Here is a 17347-nt window from a genome sequence, read left to right on the forward strand (position 1 = left end):
TCGCCCCATCCCCCTGCGGGCTACCGCCCCCGCCCAGCGGCCAGGAGTCCGCCACGAGCGGCCGCCCCGCGAGATCCCCGGGCGCTTCGGTGGCGGCCGGGCTCCGGGTGACGTGCGGACCGGTCACCGCCGGGCTTCCCCGGCCGCCCCGGCCTTCTGCCCCGGCGGGGGCTGCCGACGCGTTCGGTCGGCGGTCTGCCGGTGCAGGGCCCGCATCGCGGCCGCCGTCTCCAGCAGCATCCCCTCGTACTCGGCCTCCGGATCGGAGCCGAGCCCGATCGCGCCGCCCGCCCCCAGACGCATCCGGCCCGCGGTGAAGACGGCGGTCCGGATCACGATGGCGAGGTCGGCTCCGCCGCCGCACCCGAAGTAACCCAGGGCGCCGGAGTGGACGCCGCGGGCCTCGGTCTCCAGCGAGTCGATGATCTCCAACGTGCGCGGCTTCGGTGCGCCGGTCGTCGACCCGCCCGGGAAGCAGGCCCGCACGCAGTCCACCGCGTCCGTGCCGGGCCGCAGCCTGCCCTCCACGGTCGACACCAGCTGGTGCACGGTGGCGTACGTCTCCGTTTCCATCAGCCGGGAGACCCGTACGGTCCCGGTGCGGCAGACCCGCCCCAGGTCGTCGCGCAGCAGGTCGACGATCATCAGGTTCTCGGCCCGGGTCTTGGCGTCCGCCGCGAGCGCGTCCCGCCGCCGGGCGTCCTCCTCCGGTCCGTCGCCCCGGGGCGCGGTGCCCTTGACGGGCCGGGCCTCGGCGGTGCCGTCCCGGCCGATGCGCAGGAACCGTTCGGGGGAGGAACCGGCCACCTCCAGCTCCCCGAACCCGAGGAACGCCGCGTAGGGGGCCGGGTCGTCGCGGCGCAGCGTCCGGTAGAACTCCAGCGCGTCGGGCGGAGCGGGCAGCCGGGCGGCGTTCGTCAGGCAGACCTCGTAGCTGGTGCCCGCCCGCAGCGCCTGCCGGCAGGCCTCGATGTCCGCGAGGTACGTCGCCCGGTCGCGCACCAGCCACGGCTCGGCCGCGCCGGATCCGGCCGGGGCCGCAGGCTCGGGCAGCGGGGGGTGCTCCGTCGCCACGCAGGAGAGGCCGGCCAGCGCACCGTCCAGCCAGTCGGCGGCCTCCCGCGCGGCCTGCGGGGTGTCCTCCGCCAGGCACACGGCGTAGGTGGAGCCCTCCTCGTGGTCCACCGCGATCACCCGGTCGGCGAACAGCCAGGCGGCGTCCGGGGCGGGGGAGCGGTGCCGGTTGGGCGACCCGCAGTCGGCCTTCATCTCGAAGCCGAAATAGCCGACATAGCCGCCGGTGAAGTCGAACGGCAACCCCGTCGCGTCCACCCGTCGTGTGGTCAACTGCCGCTTGAGGTAGTCGAAGACGCTCGCCTTGACCCGCCGCACCGGCCGGCCCGCCCGCTCGATCTCACACTGCCCGGCGGCGACGTCGTACCGTACGAACTCGGCGAGCGGCCCCTGGTCGTCCCCGAGGAACGAGAACCTCGACCGCCCAGGCTCGACCAGCGAGCTGTCCAGCCAGAAGGACCGCGGCGACCCCGCGAACATCCGCCCGAAGACCGCCTCCGCATCGACGGCACCGTTGATCCGCCGGGTGTGCAGCCGGTACCCGGCCCGCTCGGGACGCCGGGGCCGGGGGAAGCCGGCGGAGGGGGCGGGCGCGTCGGCGGACCCACCGACGCCGACGGGCGTGCCCTGCGCTGCGGCCGGGACGTCCCCGGGCGCCGGAACGACCCCGCCCGAGGCTTTCGCCGCGCCGAGGGGCACGGCAGTCGCCCGGGAGACCGCGGCGACCTGGAAGACGGCCGCCGCAGCGGGCTTGCGCGGGCGCCCGGTGTCCGAGGGGGCCGCCCTCGCCCACCACACCCCCGTGTCGTACTCCGCGAGGCCAGGGCGCCGCCGGACCTCCTCGTGCGAGGGCACGGCCGTGTTCTTCGTGCGCAGCTTCCCGGAGCGCCGGGCGGTGAGGTTGCGGAAGTTCACGAGCATGCGGTGCCCGTACTCCGTGAGGACCGACTCGGGATGGAACTGCACCCCCCACAGCGGCCGGCTGCGGTGCCGGAGCCCCATCAGGACACCGTCCTCCGCCCAGGCGGTCGCCTCCAGCGTCCGAGGCAGCGGCTCGCGCACGGCCAGGGAGTGGGAGCGGACGGCGGTGAAGTGCTGCGGCAGCCCGTGGAACAGGTCCCGTCCGTCGTGCCGGACCGTGGACAGGTGCCCGTGCCGAGGCTCCGGGGCGGGCCCCACCAGACCGGCCTCCCCGAGCGCGATGCCCTGATGCCCCAGACACACCCCGAGCACCGGAAGCGGGGAGGTCGCGAGCAGCCTGCTCCCGATGCCGACGTCACGGGCCTCCCCCGGGTGCCCGGGTCCGGGGGAGACCACCAGGTTGTCGAACGCCCCGAGGTCGGGGAGGGCTTCGGCGGGCGCGTCGTTCCGGACCACCACCGGCTCCTCGCCGTTCACCTCGGCGATCAGCTGGAAGAGGTTGTACGTGTACGAGCCGTCATTGTCGATGAGCAGTGTCTTCACCCGCCCACCTCCCTCTGTTCGTTCGCGGGCCGGGCACAGCCATTTCCTGAAGAAGTGCCGGAACCGGGGTATGCGAATCCAGGTGACACAGATACGGGAGAACCGCCGGATCGAACAGGAGCAACGGCGGGAAAACCGCGCTCATATTCACGCACCACGGTTTCTGATTTTTCCCGGGCCAGGGCCGAATCCGTTGTGAAATGACCGGTCACGCCGTCCCATACGGAAAGCGCTCACTCCGTGTTCAAGATGCAACAAACATTTTCCGGCGGTTCGCGAGATCACCCCCGAAGGTGCGGACTTTCGGCAGCCGGAAAGCGTCGTCCTTCACCGCGGTGCGACGCGTGCTCCTCCGCCTCCCCGCCGCCCACCGCAGCCAGGCCGCCCCCTCCTCGTCACCCTCCGCCCCGGAGGCCGGCCCCAGCGGCGCGAGCCCCGCACACACCACAGCCACCGCCGCCCACTCGATGCGGCTCAGCCGCACCCGGAGCAGCCGCGCCGCGACCGGAGCAGACCGCCGCACCAAGGGCGCACACCATTCCAAAGATCACAAATCGACAGTAGGGGAGCGGTCGCGAACGGGGGGCCGTGCGCGCCCGTTCCCACCGGTCTCTAGGCTGACCGTCTGTCAGTGCACTACGGGGAGACACGGGGAGACACGCACATGACCGAGACACGGCGACGGCTGCGCTCCAGCACGGTGGTGCTGGGCGGCATGGGTGTCCTCGCGGCGGCCCTGTCCGCCTGCGGCTCCGACCCGGACCGCCGCTGTGTGGACCGGGACAGCTACGACTACATCAACGGCTACAAGATCGTCGCCGACAGGAACTGCTCGTCCGGCACGTCCTCCTACGGCACGGGCCGCAAGAAGACCGGCAAGTCCGGCGTCACCGACGCCGACTGGTACTACGACGCCGACATCAGCGGCAGCCGTGCCGACCACGGCACCTTCAGCCGCAGCGAGGCCGTCGACCGGGGCGGCTTCGGCTGCTCGGGCTCCGGCAGCGGCGGCGGCTGACGGGCGGACACGTCAGATGGAACGCAGAACCCTCGAACCCCGCCCCGGCTGGCAGCAGACCGTCGAGGAACAGGGCCTCATCTACCCCCTGACCCGCTACCCGGACGACTCCCTGCGTCCCTACTGGGACGAGAGCGCGTACTACGTCTTCTCGCTGGAGGAGATCGAGGCTCTCGAAGGGGTCGTCGAGGATCTGCACCGGATGTGCCTGAGGGCAGCGGACCACATCGTCACCGAGAACCGCTTCGCCGACCTCGGCATCACCGACCCCCGCGTGGCCCGCGCGGTCGCCGAGGCCTGGCAGCGCCGAGCCGAACTCCCCTCGGTCTACGGCCGCTTCGACCTCCGCTACGACGGCACCGGCCCGGCCAAGCTCCTGGAGTACAACGCCGACACCCCCACCTCCCTGGTCGAGGCCGCGTCCCCCCAGTGGTTCTGGATGGAGGACCGCTTCCCCGGCGCCGACCAGTGGAACTCCCTCCACGAACGCCTCATCGACGCGTGGCGGAAACAGGCCGCCCTCCTCCCGCCCGGCAGCCCCCTGTACTTCGCGTACTCCTCCGCCGACGAACTCGGCGAGGACATGATGACGGTCGCCTACCTCAAGGAGACCGCCGAGCAGGCGGGCCTGGCCACCGACTGGATCGCCATGGAGGAGATCGGCTGGGACCGCCTCTCCGGCCGCTTCGTCGACAACCGCCTCCGCTTCATCCGCAGCCTCTTCAAGCTCTACCCGTGGGAGTGGCTCACCACCGACCGCTTCGCGGACCACGTCCTGGACACCCTCGACAACGGCGGCGGCACGGGCTCCACCCTGTGGATAGAACCGGCCTGGAAGATGCTCCTCAGCAACAAGGCGCTGCTCGCGATCCTCTGGGAGCTGTACCCGGACCACCCGAACCTCCTGCCGGCCTATCTGGACGGCCCCCGGGACCTGCCCGCTTCCGACGGCTGGGTGGCGAAGCCCCTCCTGGGCCGCGAGGGCGCGGGCGTCACGATCCACGACCCCGGATCCACCCCGACCGTCCGCGACGAGCCCTGCTGCTACCAGCGGCTGGCCCCCCTGCCCGACTTCGACGGCAACCGGGTGGTCCTGGGCGCCTGGGTGGTGGAGAACGAATCGGCGGGCCTGGGCATCCGGGAGAGCTCAGGCTTGATCACGGATGAGTACGCCCGTTTCCTTCCCCACGTGATCCTTTGAAGGGGCATGAGGGGGATCGCCTTTCAGGGGCGCGGGGAACTGCGCGACAAGCCACGTACCACCCGCACTCGGCAATGAAGAGCAACCCGGTAGGCTGACCGAGGGCCGTGACTGGCGCGCTGGGATGGGATGAACCATCGGGGAGCGGCCCGAGCAGAGAGAGCCGTGCGCCTGGGCCGTACCGTGAACGCTGAACGCAACGTCCGGAGGTCCACACATGTCAGCCGAGCCCCTCTCCACCGCTTCCACCGCCTACCGCGCCGCCCTCGACGTGATCCGCGCCGTCGAACCCCGCGTGGCGGACGCCATCGGCCAGGAGGTCGCCGACCAGCGCGAGATGCTCAAGCTGATCGCCTCCGAGAACTACGCCTCCCCGGCCACGCTCCTGACCATGGGCAACTGGTTCAGCGACAAGTACGCCGAGGGCACCATCGGCCGCCGCTTCTACGCCGGCTGCCGCAACGTCGACACCGTCGAGTCCCTCGCCGCCGAGCACGCCAAGGAACTCTTCGGCGCCCGCCACGCCTACGTCCAGCCGCACTCCGGCATCGACGCCAACCTCGTCGCCTTCTGGGCCGTCCTCGGCGCCCGTGTCGAGGTGCCGTTCCTGGAGAAGGCCGGCGCCCGCCAGGTCAACGACCTGACCGAAGCCGACTGGGCCGAGCTGCGCCAGGCCTTCGGCAACCAGCGCATGCTCGGCATGTCCCTGGACGCAGGCGGCCACCTCACTCACGGCTTCCGCCCGAACATCTCCGGCAAGATGTTCGACCAGCGCTCCTACGGCACGGACCCGGCCACGGGCCTCATCGACTACGAGGCGCTGCGCACCTCCGCCCGCGAGTTCAAGCCGCTGATCATCGTCGCGGGCTACTCGGCCTACCCCCGCCTGGTGAACTTCCGGATCATGCGGGAGATCGCCGACGAGGTCGGCGCGACGCTCATGGTCGACATGGCGCACTTCGCCGGCCTGGTCGCGGGCAAGGTCCTCACCGGCGACTTCGACCCGGTCCCGCACGCCCAGATCGTCACGACGACCACCCACAAGTCGCTGCGCGGCCCCCGCGGCGGCATGGTCCTGTGCGACGACTCCCTCAAGGACCAGGTCGACCGCGGCTGCCCGATGGTCCTCGGCGGCCCGCTCCCGCACGTCATGGCCGCCAAGGCCGTCGCCCTCGCGGAGGCCCGCCAGGAGTCCTTCCGCGACTACGCCCAGCGCATCGTCGACAACTCCCGCGCCCTCGCCGACGGCCTGATGCGCCGCGGCGCGACCCTGGTGACCGGCGGCACGGACAACCACCTGAACCTGATCGACGTCGCCTCCTCCTACGGCCTCACCGGCCGCCAGGCCGAGGCCGCGCTGCTCGACTCGGGCATCGTCACCAACCGCAACGCCATCCCCGCCGACCCGAACGGCGCCTGGTACACCTCCGGCATCCGCATCGGCACCCCCGCCCTGACCACGCGGGGCCTCGGCACCGCCGAGATGGACGAGGTCGCCGGCCTGATCGACCGTGTCCTCACCACCACGGAGCCGGGCACGACCAAGTCGGGCGCCCCGTCCAAGGCGTCCCACGTCCTCGACGCGAAGATCGCCGACGAGATCTCCCGCCGCGCCACCGACCTCGTGGCCGGTTTCCCGCTCTACCCGGAGATCGACCTGGGCTGACGCCCGCGGTCTGTCATTCGTCCAGGTCGATCAGCACCTGACGCGGTTCCTCCCGCGGCGGTCCGGCTTCCCGCCGGGCCGCCGCGCGGCGTATCAGCAGCGTGCCGCCGGCACCGGCCGCGAGCCCCAGCGCCCCGGCCGCCACCGCCCAGCGGACCTCGCCCCGCACCGGCCCGGGCAGGCCGGCGGCGGCCGCGCTCCCGGCGGTCCCGCCCTTGGGATCCCCGAGCAGCCGGGCCCTGTCCAGCCGGTCGAAGAGCGACCGCGGCGCCCGGTGCCAGCGGATGTCGTCGTCCTCCACGGCGGGCGTCGGATCCGACCGCACCCAGGGCGTGCCGTCCTCGGCCACCACCAGCTGGTCCTGCCGCTCGACGGCCACGTCGCCGCCCGGCGGCCGGTTGGTGGTGGGCCAGCCGCCGACCCCGGACAGCCCCCAGACCACGGTCAGGCGCACCCGCGGAAAGTCCCCCTCCGCCCACTCCTCCGGAACCCGCTCCGTCCCCCCGTACATGGGTTCGAGCAGCTGCCACAGCCGGGCGAAGGACGGCTGTCCCGAGCGCACCGCCGTCGTCCGCCCCGTGCCGCCCTCGACGACCATCGCCACGTCCGGCACGTCCCGCGGCCGCACCGGAAGGGCCACGGCGGACGACACCGCCACGCCCTCGGCCAGAACACCGGCCACCGTGACAGCCAGCACACACCACCCCACCCGACCACACAGCCCTCGGGCCGCACGACGGCCCAGCACTCCACCCGCACGACTCGGCGGACCGGCCACTCCGCCCGGCCCCGTCGCTGCCGTCGCACCGCCGTGCGGCACCTCCACGCCGTCACGGATCAGTGCCCGGTCCCGGCATCGGCCCCGTACTCTCCCCGTCCCGCCCGCTGACCGCATCAGTCCCCCTCCGCCTCCGCCTCCGGCCCCGCACCGCCCCGGGACAGCCTCCCCGTGCCGGCCCCTCCGTACCCGCCGCGTGTCCCCGCACCCTTGTCACACCGCCGGGGCCGACCGGGATCCCGTCTGTTTCCGGCCGGTTCCGGATCGGGCCCCGGGACCTGAGAGAATGGTGAGCATGGCCTCTGACCGACCTCGCGTGCTCTCCGGGATCCAGCCCACCGCCGGCTCGTTCCACCTCGGCAACTACCTCGGCGCCGTCCGCCAGTGGGTGGCCCTGCAGGAGACCCACGACGCGTTCTACATGGTCGTCGACCTGCACGCGATCACCATCCCGCAGGACCCGAAGGACCTGCGCGCGAACACGCGCCTGGCCGCGGCCCAGCTCCTCGCGGCGGGGCTCGACCCGGACCGCTGCACGCTCTTCGTGCAGAGCCACGTCCCCGAGCACGCCCAGCTCGCCTGGATCATGAACTGCCTCACGGGCTTCGGCGAGGCCGGCCGGATGACCCAGTTCAAGGACAAGTCCGCCAAGCAGGGCGCCGAGCGCGCCTCGGTCGGGCTGTTCACGTACCCGATCCTCCAGGTCGCGGACATCCTGCTCTACCAGGCCCACGAGGTTCCGGTCGGCGAGGACCAGCGCCAGCACATCGAGCTCACCCGCGACCTCGCCACGCGCTTCAACGGCCGCTTCGGCGAGACCTTCACCCTGCCGAAGCCGTACATCCTCAAGGAGACGGCGAAGATCTACGACCTGCAGGACCCGACGGTCAAGATGAGCAAGTCGGCCTCCACGCCGAAGGGCCTCATCAACCTCCTCGACGAGCCGAAGGCCACGGCCAAGAAGGTCAAGAGCGCCGTCACCGACACGGACACCGTGATCCGCTACGACGCCGAGAACAAGCCGGGCGTCAGCAACCTCCTGACGATCTACTCGACCCTCACCGGCGAGAGCATCGCCGAGCTGGAGGAGAAGTACACCGGCAAGATGTACGGCGCGCTCAAGACCGACCTCGCCGAGGTGATGGTCGAGTTCGTCACGCCGTTCCGGGAGCGCACCCAGCAGTACCTGGACGACCCCGAGACGCTCGACTCGATCCTGGCCAAGGGCGCCGAGAAGGCCCGCGCGGTCGCCGCGGAGACCCTCGCCCAGGCCTACGACAGGGTCGGCTTCCTGCCCGCCAAGCACTGAACCGGCCCCCGCACACAGCCGTACCGCCGAACAGCGCTGTACATCACTCCGGTTGCGCCTGCCCGTAACCCGGTCGTGGCCGTACAGTCGATAACCGGGTGGTCGTATCAGCGGCCACACTGACACGACAGGAGACGACGTGGGGACCGTAACGATCGGTGTTTCGATCGCGGTCCCGGAGCCTCACGGCAGCGAGCTCCAGCAGCTGCGCGCGGGCTTCGGCGACGCCTCTGCTCACGGCATCCCCACGCACGTCACCCTGCTGCCGCCGACAGAGGTCGACGAGAGTGCCCTGCCGGCCGTCGAGGCGCATCTGGCCGAGGTCGCCGCGGCGGGCCGCGCGTTCCCCATGCGGCTGTCCGGCACCGGCACCTTCCGCCCGCTGTCGCCGGTGGTGTACGTCCGGGTCGCCGCGGGCGCCGAGGCCTGCACCCTGCTCCAGCAGCAGGTCCGCGACCCCGCGGGACCGGCCGCACGTGAACTGCAGTTCCCGTACCACCCGCACGTCACCGTGGCGCACGGCATCGACGAGGCGGCCATGGACCGCGCCTTCGAGGAACTGGCCGGTTACGAGGCCGAGTGGCCCTGCACCGGCTTCGCCCTCTACGAGCAGGGCGCCGACGGCGTCTGGCGCAAGCTGCGCGACTTCCCCTTCGGCGGCTCGGTGGTCCCCCCGCAGGCCGGGCGGGTGGAGCGCGGTTCGGTCCCCACCCGCTGAAGCGGCCCGCGCGTCAGACCGGCAGCCGCCGGAACACCCCGCGCGGCAGGTGCCGCAGCGCCGCCATCACCACCCGCAGCGTCCCCGGCACCCACACCGTCTCCGTGCGGCGCCGCAGTCCCAGCTCCACGGCCGTCGCGACCGCCTCCGGCGTGGTCGCCAGCGGCGCCTCCGGCAGCCCGGCGGTCATCCGCGTCCGCACGAAGCCGGGGCGTACGACCATGACGTGCACGCCCGTGCCGTGCAGCGCGTCGCCCAGTCCCTGCGCGAAGGCGTCGAGCCCGGCCTTGCTGGAGCCGTAGATGAAGTTCGCGCGGCGGGCCCGCTCGCCCGCGACGGAGGACATCACGACCAGCGAGCCGTGTCCCTGGGACTGGAGCGAGCGGGCGCACACCAGACCCGCCGAGACCGCGCCGGTGTAGTTGGTCTGCGTGACCCGCACCGCCGCCTCCGGATCCCGTTCGTCGCGGGCCTGGTCCCCGAGCAGCCCGAAGGCGAGCAGCACCATGTCGACGTCGCCCTCGGCGAAGACCTTGCCGAGCACGGCCTCGTGGGAGCCCGGGTCGAGGGCGTCGAAGGCGACGGTGTGCACATCGGCCCCGAGCCCGCGCAACTGCCCGGCGGCCTCCTCCAGGGCGGAGGAGGGGCGGCCGGCCAGCCACACCGTACGGGTGCGGCGGGCGATCAGGCGGCGTGCGGTGGCCAGCGCGATCTCCGACGTACCGCCGAGGACGAGCAGGGACTGGGGGAGGCCGAAGGCGTCCTTCATGACAGCAGCTCCTAGAGGTTGCTCAGAGACTGAGGCGGCGGGCCAGGTCGGACACGAACACCCCGCGCGGATCCATCCGGGCGCGCAGCTCGCGGAAGTCGTCGAGACGCGGGTACATCGCCGCGAGCAGGTCCGGGCGCAGCCGCGCGTCCTTGGCGAGGTAGACGCGACCGCCCGCGGCGGCGACCTCCTCGTCCAGTTCGTCGAGGAACGCGCCGAGGCCGGGCAGGCCCGCCGGGATGTCCAGCGCCAGCGTCCAGCCCGGCACCGGGAAGGACAGCCAGCCCGGGTCGGCCTCCCCGAAGCGTTTGAGGACGGCCAGGAAGGACGGGCAGCGGTGTTCGGAGATGCGGCGCACGATCCGGCGCAGCGCGTCCTCCCGGCCGTGGCCGACGACGAACTGGTACTGCACGAAGCCCCCGCGGCCGTAGACGCGGTTCCAGTGGGGCACGCCGTCCAGGGGGTGGAAGAAGCCGGAGATCCGCTGGAGGCGGCCGATGCGGGCGCGGGGGGCCTTGCGGTACCAGAGCTCGTTGAACAGGCCCACCGTCGTCCGGCTGAGCAGACCCTCGGGGAGGAGCGCGGGGGCCGCCGGCAGGCGGGGGGTGCGGAAGGCGAGCGGGTCCCGGCGCAGGCGGGCGGGGAGCGCGTCCAGCGGGGCGTGGTCGCCGCGGGTGAGGACCGCGCGCCCGGTGGCGGCGCCCCGGGCCAGCAGGTCGATCCAGGCGACCGAGTAGCGGTAACGGTGATCGGTGGCCGCGAGCCGTGCCATCAGGTCGTCCAGGTCCGACGCCCGCTCGGTGTCGACCGACATCAGCGACGTCTCGACAGGCTGGAGCCGGATCGTCGCGGTGAGGATCACGCCGGTCAGGCCCATGCCGCCGGCCGTCGCGTCGAACAGCGGCGTGCCGGGGACCACCGTGCGGATCTCGCCGTCGGCGGTGAGGAGTTCGAGCGCGAGCACGTGCCGTGCGAAGGAGCCCGAGACGTGGTGGTTCTTGCCGTGGATGTCGGCGCCGATCGCCCCGCCCACGGTGACGTAGCGGGTGCCGGGGGTGACCGGTACGAACCAGCCGAGCGGCAGCAGCACCTCCATCAGCCGGTGCAGGGAGACGCCCGCGTCGCACAGCACGGTCCCGCCGTCGGCGTCGATCGCGTGCACCCGGTCCAGGCCCGTCATGTCGAGCACGGACCCGCCCGCGTTCTGCGCCGCGTCCCCGTACGCCCGCCCCAGGCCCCGCGGGATCCCGCCGCGCGCCCCGCAGTCCCGGACGGCCGCCGCGGCCTCCTCGTACGTCCGCGGCCGGATCAGCCAGGCGGCGGTGGGGGCGGTGCGGCCCCAGCCCGAGACGGTGGTGTGGTCCAAGCCCATGACGTCCGGGTCGGAATCGGTGTCGGCAGACATGTCCGTGACCGTATCGCCCTACTGTGAGCGAATAGTTAGCGAACATGGCATCCCTCCCCGAAATGGGTGATTAATGGGATGTCGCCCAATATTGCCGGAGTTCAGGCCTGAGGGGCGTGAACAGTGAGTCCACATGGACGACCTCGACGACCTGCACGACATGGACCACCGGATCGTTTCGGCGCTCAGGGAGTGCGGCACCGACCCGCACATCGCCGGCGCCGCACGTGCCCTGTCCTGGGCGGGGGAGCACGCGGCGGTGTGGCTCGCGGCGGGGCTCGCCGGAGCCGCCGTCGACGGCGGGCGACGCGGCGCCTGGCTGCGCGGCACCGCACTGACCGCGGGGGCGCACCTGGTCAGCATGGGGGTGAAACGGGTCGTGCGCAGGCCGCGCCCCGCGCACGTCCCTCCCCTGGTGCGCACCGCCGGCCGGCACTCCTTCCCCAGCTCGCACGCCGCCTCCGCGGCGGCCGCCGCCGTCGCCTTCGGCGCCCTGGGCGCCCACGCCGTCCCACCGCTCGCCGGGCTCGTGTGCGTCTCACGCCTGGTCGCCGGAGTCCACTTCCCCACGGACATCGCCGCCGGCGCGGCCCTCGGCGCCCTCACGGCCCGGCTCGGCGCCCGCTGGATGCGGGAAGGCGCCCGCCATGACTGAGACGGCCGTCCTGCGCCAGCGCACCCACCAGGAGCGGCCCGCAGGACCCCGCAAGGGCGGTCTCCTGGCCGGTCTCCTCAGGACCGCGCGCCCCAAGCAATGGGTCAAGAACGTCCTCGTGGTCGCCGCCCCGGCCGCCGCCGGTGAGCTCTTCTCCCGGCACGCCCTGCCGCAACTCGCCCTCGTCCTCGGCCTCTTCACCGCCTGCGCCGCCGCCGTCTACCTCGTGAACGACGCCCGCGACGCCGACGCCGACCGCGCCCACCCCGTCAAACGGCACCGCCCGGTCGCCGCCGGGCAGGTCCCGGTCCCCGTCGCCTACGCCGTCGGCGGCTGCCTGGGCGTCCTCGCGCCCGCCGCCGCGGCCTGGCTGTGCGGCCCCGCCGTCGCCACCCTCCTGACGGCCTACCTCGCCATGCAACTGGCCTACTGCGTCAGCCTCAAGCACGTCCTGGTCGTCGACCTCGCCGTCGTCACCACCGGCTTCCTGATGCGGGCCGCGGTCGGCGGACTCGCCCTCGGCATCCCGCTCTCGCGCTGGTTCCTGATCACCACCGGTTTCGGCGCGCTGTTCATGGTGTCGGCCAAGCGCTACTCGGAAGCCGTCCAGATGGCCGGGAAGGCGGGCGCCACCCGCGCGCTGCTCACCGAGTACACCACCGGCTACCTCCGCTTCGTCTGGCAGCTCGCGGCCGGCGTCGCCGTCCTCGGCTACTGCCTGTGGGCCATGGAGGAGGGCGGTGTCCCGCACACCAGCGTGCTGCCGTGGCGCCAACTGTCCATGGTCGCCTTCATCCTGGCGATCCTCCGCTACGCCGTCTTCGCCGACCGCGGCACGGCCGGCGAACCCGAGGACGTCGTCCTGGGCGACCGCGCCCTCGCGCTCATCGGCATCGCCTGGGCGGCGATGTACGGCCTGGCCGTGGCGAACTGGTGACCCCGCGCACGTGGCGCGGCCCCGCGCTCCCGGACCGCCGCGAACTGCTCGGCTTCGCCACCACCGGCCTCCTCGCCTACGCCGTCGACCTCGCCCTGTTCACCGCCCTGCGCGGCCCCGCCGGATGCGACCCGATCACCGCCAAGTCCCTGTCCTTCCTGGCCGCCTGTACGGTCGCCTACGCGGGCAACGCCCTCGGCACCTACCGCGCCGCAGGTACACCGGGTCTGCGGGCGTACGCCGTGTTCTTCGCGGTGAACCTCGCCGGAGCAGCCGTCCAGCTGCTCTGCCTGGCCGTCAGCCACTACGGCCTCGGGCTCACCTCGCAGCGCGCGGACACCGTCTCCGGCGCGGGCGTCGGTATGGCGCTGGCCACAGTCCTGCGGTTCTGGGGTACCCGTACATGGGTGTTCCGGGCGGAGGGCAGAGTCGGATCATGGACTGGCTGAAAAGAATCCCGGTGGTCGGGCCGTGGGCGGAACGGCTGATGATCACCCACGCGTGGCGGTCGTACGAGCGGCTCGACCGCGTGAAGTGGACGCGGCTGGCCGCCGCGATGACCTTCACCAGTTTCGTCGCGCTGTTCCCGCTGCTGACGGTGTCCGCCACCATCGCCGCCGCCACCCTCAGCACGGCGCAGGAACACCAGCTTCAGGACAAACTCGCCGAGCAGGTCCCCGGCATCTCCGACCAGCTCGACATCGCCGGTCTGGTCGACAACGCCGGCACCATCGGGCTCATCGCGGGCGCCCTGCTGTTCTTCACCGGCGTCAGCTGGGCCGGCTCCATGCGTGAGTGCCTGCGGGCCGTGTGGGAGCTGTCCGACGAGGAGGAGAACCCCGTCCTGCGCTACGGCAAGGACGCGGGCGTCCTGATCGGCCTCGGCGGCGCGCTCCTGGTCACCATCGCCGCCTCCGCCGTCGCCTCCGCGATGGTCGGCTGGATCACCGGGGAAGCCGGCATCGACGAGGGCGGCTGGGGCGGGGTCCTGCTGCACATCGCCGCGTTCCTGATCGCCGTCCTCGCGAACTTCCTGCTCCTGCTCTACGTCCTGACCCTGCTGCCCGGCGTCGAGCCGACCCGCCACCGCCTGTTCGTGGCGGCACTGACCGGCGCGATCGGTTTCGAACTGCTGAAGCTGCTGCTCAGCGGCTATCTGCAGGGTGTGGCGGCGAAGAGCATGTACGGCGCGTTCGGGGTGCCCGTCGCCCTGCTGCTGTGGATCAACTTCACCTCGAAACTGGTGCTGTTCTGCGCCGCCTGGACGGCGACGCAGAGCAAGGAGGACGAGGTCCCGGACCTCACGGCCGGGTCCGGCGGCGTACCAGATCCGGCAGCGGCCACCGGCGGTTGACGAGGAACGCGGCGCCCGCGAGCAGCACCAGCACCCCACCCGTGATGCCCAGCGCGGTCCCGATGCCGCTGGAGCCGTCCGCGGCCGAGGCGCCGGCCACCGGCTTCGAGCCGGTCCCGGCCGTGCCGCTGCCGCCGTCCCCGGAACCCCCCGCCTCGCCCGAGGGGTTCGCGCCGGGCTGGGCCTGCTCGGCACCCTTGGGCGGCACCAGTTCACCCACCGGCTGCACCTTCCCGGCCGCCTTGAAGCCCCAGTCGAACAGCCGGGCCGTCTCCTTGTAGACCTCGTTGTGCTCGGGCTTCTCCGGGTTCATCACCGTCACCAGCAGCACCTTGCCGCCGCGCTCGGCGACACCGGTGAAGGTGGCGCCGGCGTTGGTGGTGTTGCCGTTCTTGACGCCCGCGATGCCCTCGTAGACGGGCACGTCGGAGTCGCCCGACAGCAGCCGGTTGGTGTTCTGGATCTCGAAGGACTCGCGGACCTTCTTGCCCTTCTTGCCCTTCCTGGTCTGCCCGGGGAACTTGGCGCGGACCGTCGAGGCGTACTCGCGGAAGTCCTTCTTCTGCATCCCGGAGCGGGCGAACAGCGTCAGGTCGTACGCGGAGGAGACCTGCCCCTCGGCGTCGTAGCCGTCCGGGCTGACGACGTGCGTGTCGAGAGCCTGGAGCTCCTCGGCGTGCTCGTTCATCTCCTTGACGGTGTTCTCGACGCCCCCGTTCATGGCGGACAGCACGTGCACGGCGTCGTTCCCCGAGCGCAGGAAGACGCCCAGCCACAGGTCGTGGACCGTGTACGTCTCCTCCTCCTTTATCCCGACCATGCTGGAGCCCGCTCCGATGCCCGCCAGGTCCGCGGGCACGATCTTGTGCTTGGTGTCCCTCGGGAACTTCGGCAGCAGCGTGTCCGCGAACAGCATCTTCAGCGTGCTCGCCGGGGCGAGGCGCCAGTGCGCGTTGTGCGCGGCCAGCACCTGCCCGGACTCGGCGTCGGCGACGATCCAGGAGCGGGCGCTCAGGTCCTTGGGCAGCACCGGCACGCCGCTCGCCAGGTTCACCTGCGTGCCCGGCCTGCCGAGCCGGGCGCCGCCCACGCTCGACATCGAGGCCGGGGGAGTGGCCGAGGGGCTCGCGCTCGCCGACGGGCTGTCCGAGGGCTTCGGGGCGGCGACGGCGGCGGGTGCGGCCAGGGCCAGGGACGACAGGATGGCGGAGGTGACCAGCAGGGATCGCCTGGTGGTCTGCTTCGGAGCGGGCACGGTCGGAAACGTACATGCCGTACGGGGTGAAGTCCCGTCTCCGGCCCCACCCCGCGAACGGAACCGGACACGGTCTGGCGATACTGGGTGCATGAAGCTCAGCCGCCCCGTCTCCTGGTTCCTGCTCGCCTTCGGGGTGTGGAGCTGGGTCATCTGGATCACTTTCGTCAAGAACCTGGTCAAGGACGGCAGCGGGCTCGCCTTCGACGACGGCCGTCCCACGGCCTACTTCTGGGTGCACCTGCTGCTCGCCGTCGTTTCCTTCGTATTGGGGACGGTCATCGGGGCCATCGGGTTGCGTGGTCTGCGCGCACTGCGCCGGACGTCATAGGGCGATCGGGAGACACGGCACCGTGGTCATCGTTCTCGTACTCGTCGCAGTGCTGGTCCTGGCCGTCGTCGTGACGGCCAACTGGTACGTGTGGCGCCGTCTGTTCCGCGACACGACCAGCGGTCCGGGTCTCGTCCGCCGGGCGGGTGCGGTCCTCGTCGCGGGCGGCTGGATCCTCGCGATCACCGCCCTGATCGCCGAACGCTCCGGCGCCCCCTTCCGGCTCCAGCAGACGCTCGCCTGGCCGGGCTTCCTGTGGCTGGCGCTGTCGATATACCTGCTGCTGGCGGTGGTGGCCGGCGAAATCGTCCGCCCGCTCCTGCACCGCTTCCTGGAGCACCGGGCGAGACGGACGGCCCGGGGCCCACAGGGGACCGGCACCGGCGCGCCCACTGCCGCGACGCCCGAGCCCGCGACGGCACCGGCAGCCGCGCCCCGGCCCGGTCACGGCGCCGCTGCGACGCCCCCGCACCCGCCGACCGACCCGGCACCCGGCACCGATGGCACACCCCAGCGGCTCGCCACCGCGGACCGCCCCGCCCCCGTCGGCCCCTCCCGCCGTCTGTTCGTCTCCCGGGTCGTCGCCGGGACCGCCGCGGCCGCGGCCGTCGGGACCGTGGGGTACGGAACGTACGGTGTGCTGCGCGGGCCGAAGGTCAAGCGGGTCACCGTGCCCCTGGCCAAGCTGCCGCGCGCCGCACACGGGTACCGGATCGCGGTGGTCAGCGACGTGCACCTCGGCCCGGTCCTGAGACGCGGTTTCGCGCAGAAGGTCGTCGACACGATCAACGGGACCCAGCCCGACCTGATCGCGGTCGTCGGCGACCTGGTCGACGGCAGTGTGAAGGACCTCGGTCCCGCGGCGGCCCCGCTCGCCGGACTGAGGGCCCGTCACGGGTCCTACTTCGTCACCGGCAACCACGAGTACTTCTCCGGCGCCGAGCAGTGGGTCGAGGAGGTCCGCCGCCTGGGCATCACCCCCCTGGAGAACGCCCGCCGGGAGATGCCCTACTTCGACCTGGCCGGAGTCAACGACATCGCGGGCGAGGACGAGGGCCGGGGCCCCGACTTCGCGAAGGCGCTCGGCGACCGGGACACCGCACGCGCGTGCGTCCTGCTCGCCCACCAGCCCGTCCAGATCCACGACGCCGTCGAGCACGGCGTCGACCTCCAGCTCTCGGGCCACACCCACGGCGGCCAGCTCTGGCCGGGCAACCTCATCGCCGCCGGCGCCAATCCCACCCTCGCGGGCCTGGACCGCTACGGCGACACCCAGCTCTACGTCTCACGCGGCGCCGGAGCCTGGGGCCCGCCCACCCGCGTGGGCGCACCCTCGGACATCACCGTGATCGAGCTCGCGTCGAAGCGGGCCTGACGGCGCACACCGCCTGTGCACACGCTGTGAAACCGGAC

Annotated in this window: 16 protein-coding genes and 1 riboswitch; of the genes, 11 read left to right on the forward strand and 5 right to left on the reverse strand. The window is 72.5% G+C overall.

Going from position 1 to position 17347, the window contains the following annotated elements; genetic code table 11:
• Positions 1-123: 123 nt before the first annotated feature.
• Positions 124-2538, reverse strand: coding sequence for a chorismate-binding protein (locus ADK65_RS37685; protein WP_078956261.1), 2415 nt, complete (start codon positions 2536-2538; stop codon positions 124-126).
• 664 nt (positions 2539-3202) lie between these two features.
• Between ADK65_RS37685 and ADK65_RS32750 the strand changes: the two genes are divergently transcribed.
• From ADK65_RS32750 to ADK65_RS32760, 3 genes are all read left to right on the forward strand, one after another.
• On the forward strand, positions 3203-3556 hold the full coding sequence (locus ADK65_RS32750; protein WP_053674610.1) for a hypothetical protein: 354 nt from the start codon (positions 3203-3205) through the stop codon (positions 3554-3556).
• Between the two features lie 16 nt (positions 3557-3572).
• Positions 3573-4757 carry a glutathionylspermidine synthase family protein gene (locus ADK65_RS32755; protein ID WP_053674611.1) on the forward strand — a complete coding sequence of 395 codons (1185 nt, stop codon included), beginning with the start codon at positions 3573-3575 and terminating at the stop codon, positions 4755-4757.
• Positions 4758-4854: 97 nt separating this feature from the next.
• Positions 4855-4941, forward strand: a riboswitch (ZMP/ZTP riboswitch).
• A gap of 33 nt (positions 4942-4974) precedes the next feature.
• Complete coding sequence (locus ADK65_RS32760; RefSeq protein ID WP_053674612.1) at positions 4975-6423, forward strand: glycine hydroxymethyltransferase; 1449 nt, start codon at positions 4975-4977, stop codon at positions 6421-6423.
• Positions 6424-6436: 13 nt separating this feature from the next.
• Here the strand turns inward: ADK65_RS32760 and ADK65_RS32765 are convergent, their stop codons facing one another.
• Complete coding sequence (locus ADK65_RS32765) at positions 6437-7021, reverse strand: hypothetical protein (RefSeq protein WP_420709126.1); 585 nt, start codon at positions 7019-7021, stop codon at positions 6437-6439.
• A 475-nt stretch (positions 7022-7496) separates the two neighbouring features.
• Between ADK65_RS32765 and trpS the strand changes: the two genes are divergently transcribed.
• Together trpS and ADK65_RS32775 are read left to right on the forward strand one after the other, a co-directional pair.
• On the forward strand, positions 7497-8510 hold the full coding sequence (trpS, locus tag ADK65_RS32770; protein ID WP_053674674.1) for a tryptophan--tRNA ligase: 1014 nt from the start codon (positions 7497-7499) through the stop codon (positions 8508-8510).
• Between the two features lie 139 nt (positions 8511-8649).
• The gene (locus ADK65_RS32775; RefSeq protein WP_053674613.1) at positions 8650-9228 is read left to right on the forward strand and encodes a 2'-5' RNA ligase family protein; all 579 of its coding nucleotides are present in this window, start codon (positions 8650-8652) and stop codon (positions 9226-9228) included.
• 13 nt (positions 9229-9241) lie between these two features.
• Here ADK65_RS32775 and ADK65_RS32780 read toward each other — a convergent pair whose 3' ends face one another.
• Together ADK65_RS32780 and ADK65_RS32785 are read right to left on the reverse strand one after the other, a co-directional pair.
• On the reverse strand, positions 9242-9997 hold the full coding sequence (locus tag ADK65_RS32780) for a decaprenylphospho-beta-D-erythro-pentofuranosid-2-ulose 2-reductase (RefSeq protein ID WP_053674614.1): 756 nt from the start codon (positions 9995-9997) through the stop codon (positions 9242-9244).
• A gap of 22 nt (positions 9998-10019) precedes the next feature.
• The gene (locus ADK65_RS32785; RefSeq protein WP_053674615.1) at positions 10020-11402 is read right to left on the reverse strand and encodes an FAD-binding oxidoreductase; all 1383 of its coding nucleotides are present in this window, start codon (positions 11400-11402) and stop codon (positions 10020-10022) included.
• Between the two features lie 133 nt (positions 11403-11535).
• Here ADK65_RS32785 and ADK65_RS32790 point away from each other — a divergent pair, with 133 nt between their 5' ends.
• The 4 genes from ADK65_RS32790 to ADK65_RS32805 are packed head-to-tail and all read left to right on the forward strand — an operon-like array spanning position 11536 to position 14348.
• Positions 11536-12057, forward strand: coding sequence for a phosphatase PAP2 family protein (locus ADK65_RS32790; RefSeq protein ID WP_053674616.1), 522 nt, complete (start codon positions 11536-11538; stop codon positions 12055-12057).
• Positions 12050-12994 carry a decaprenyl-phosphate phosphoribosyltransferase gene (locus ADK65_RS32795; protein ID WP_053674617.1) on the forward strand — a complete coding sequence of 315 codons (945 nt, stop codon included), beginning with the start codon at positions 12050-12052 and terminating at the stop codon, positions 12992-12994. Before ADK65_RS32790 ends, ADK65_RS32795 begins: the two co-directional genes overlap by 8 nt.
• Entirely contained in the window at positions 12991-13443 is a 453-nt protein-coding gene (locus ADK65_RS32800; RefSeq protein ID WP_053674618.1) for a GtrA family protein, read from the forward strand. The genes ADK65_RS32795 and ADK65_RS32800 overlap by 4 nt, the downstream gene beginning before the upstream one ends.
• Positions 13431-14348 (forward strand): YihY/virulence factor BrkB family protein, encoded by a 918-nt coding sequence (locus tag ADK65_RS32805; protein ID WP_053674619.1) that lies wholly within the window; start codon positions 13431-13433, stop codon positions 14346-14348. Before ADK65_RS32800 ends, ADK65_RS32805 begins: the two co-directional genes overlap by 13 nt.
• Here the strand turns inward: ADK65_RS32805 and ADK65_RS32810 are convergent.
• Entirely contained in the window at positions 14296-15603 is a 1308-nt protein-coding gene (locus ADK65_RS32810; protein WP_053674620.1) for a D-alanyl-D-alanine carboxypeptidase family protein, read from the reverse strand. The two genes, ADK65_RS32805 and ADK65_RS32810, sit on opposite strands and share 53 nt — an antisense overlap.
• A 91-nt stretch (positions 15604-15694) precedes the next feature.
• Between ADK65_RS32810 and ADK65_RS32815 the strand changes: the two genes are divergently transcribed.
• Positions 15695-15934, forward strand: a complete 240-nt coding sequence (locus tag ADK65_RS32815) for an SCO4848 family membrane protein (RefSeq protein ID WP_003992504.1) — start codon at positions 15695-15697, stop codon at positions 15932-15934.
• Between the two features lie 22 nt (positions 15935-15956).
• Entirely contained in the window at positions 15957-17309 is a 1353-nt protein-coding gene (locus ADK65_RS32820) for a metallophosphoesterase (protein WP_053674621.1), read from the forward strand.
• Positions 17310-17347: the final 38 nt, after the last annotated feature.

Source organism: Streptomyces sp. NRRL B-1140 (assembly GCF_001280065.1).
In the GTDB taxonomy this organism is placed as follows: Bacteria; Actinomycetota; Actinomycetes; order Streptomycetales; family Streptomycetaceae; genus Streptomyces.

Bases quoted from the DNA above. Each gene is read 5' to 3' on its own strand.
- ADK65_RS32750 (WP_053674610.1), top strand. From the start codon at position 3,203: ATGACCGAGACACGGCGACGGCTGCGCTCCAGCACGGTGGTGCTGGGC.
- ADK65_RS32805 (WP_053674619.1), top strand. From the start codon at position 13,431: ATGGACTGGCTGAAAAGAATCCCGGTGGTCGGGCCGTGGGCGGAACGG.
- ADK65_RS32815 (WP_003992504.1), top strand. From the start codon at position 15,695: ATGAAGCTCAGCCGCCCCGTCTCCTGGTTCCTGCTCGCCTTCGGGGTG.
- ADK65_RS32760 (WP_053674612.1), top strand. From the start codon at position 4,975: ATGTCAGCCGAGCCCCTCTCCACCGCTTCCACCGCCTACCGCGCCGCC.
- ADK65_RS32755 (WP_053674611.1), top strand. From the start codon at position 3,573: ATGGAACGCAGAACCCTCGAACCCCGCCCCGGCTGGCAGCAGACCGTC.
- ADK65_RS32790 (WP_053674616.1), top strand. From the start codon at position 11,536: ATGGACGACCTCGACGACCTGCACGACATGGACCACCGGATCGTTTCG.
- trpS (WP_053674674.1), top strand. From the start codon at position 7,497: ATGGCCTCTGACCGACCTCGCGTGCTCTCCGGGATCCAGCCCACCGCC.
- ADK65_RS32765 (WP_420709126.1), bottom strand. From the start codon at position 7,021: ATGGTCGTCGAGGGCGGCACGGGGCGGACGACGGCGGTGCGCTCGGGA.
- ADK65_RS32785 (WP_053674615.1), bottom strand. From the start codon at position 11,402: ATGTCTGCCGACACCGATTCCGACCCGGACGTCATGGGCTTGGACCAC.
- ADK65_RS32780 (WP_053674614.1), bottom strand. From the start codon at position 9,997: ATGAAGGACGCCTTCGGCCTCCCCCAGTCCCTGCTCGTCCTCGGCGGT.
- ADK65_RS32795 (WP_053674617.1), top strand. From the start codon at position 12,050: ATGACTGAGACGGCCGTCCTGCGCCAGCGCACCCACCAGGAGCGGCCC.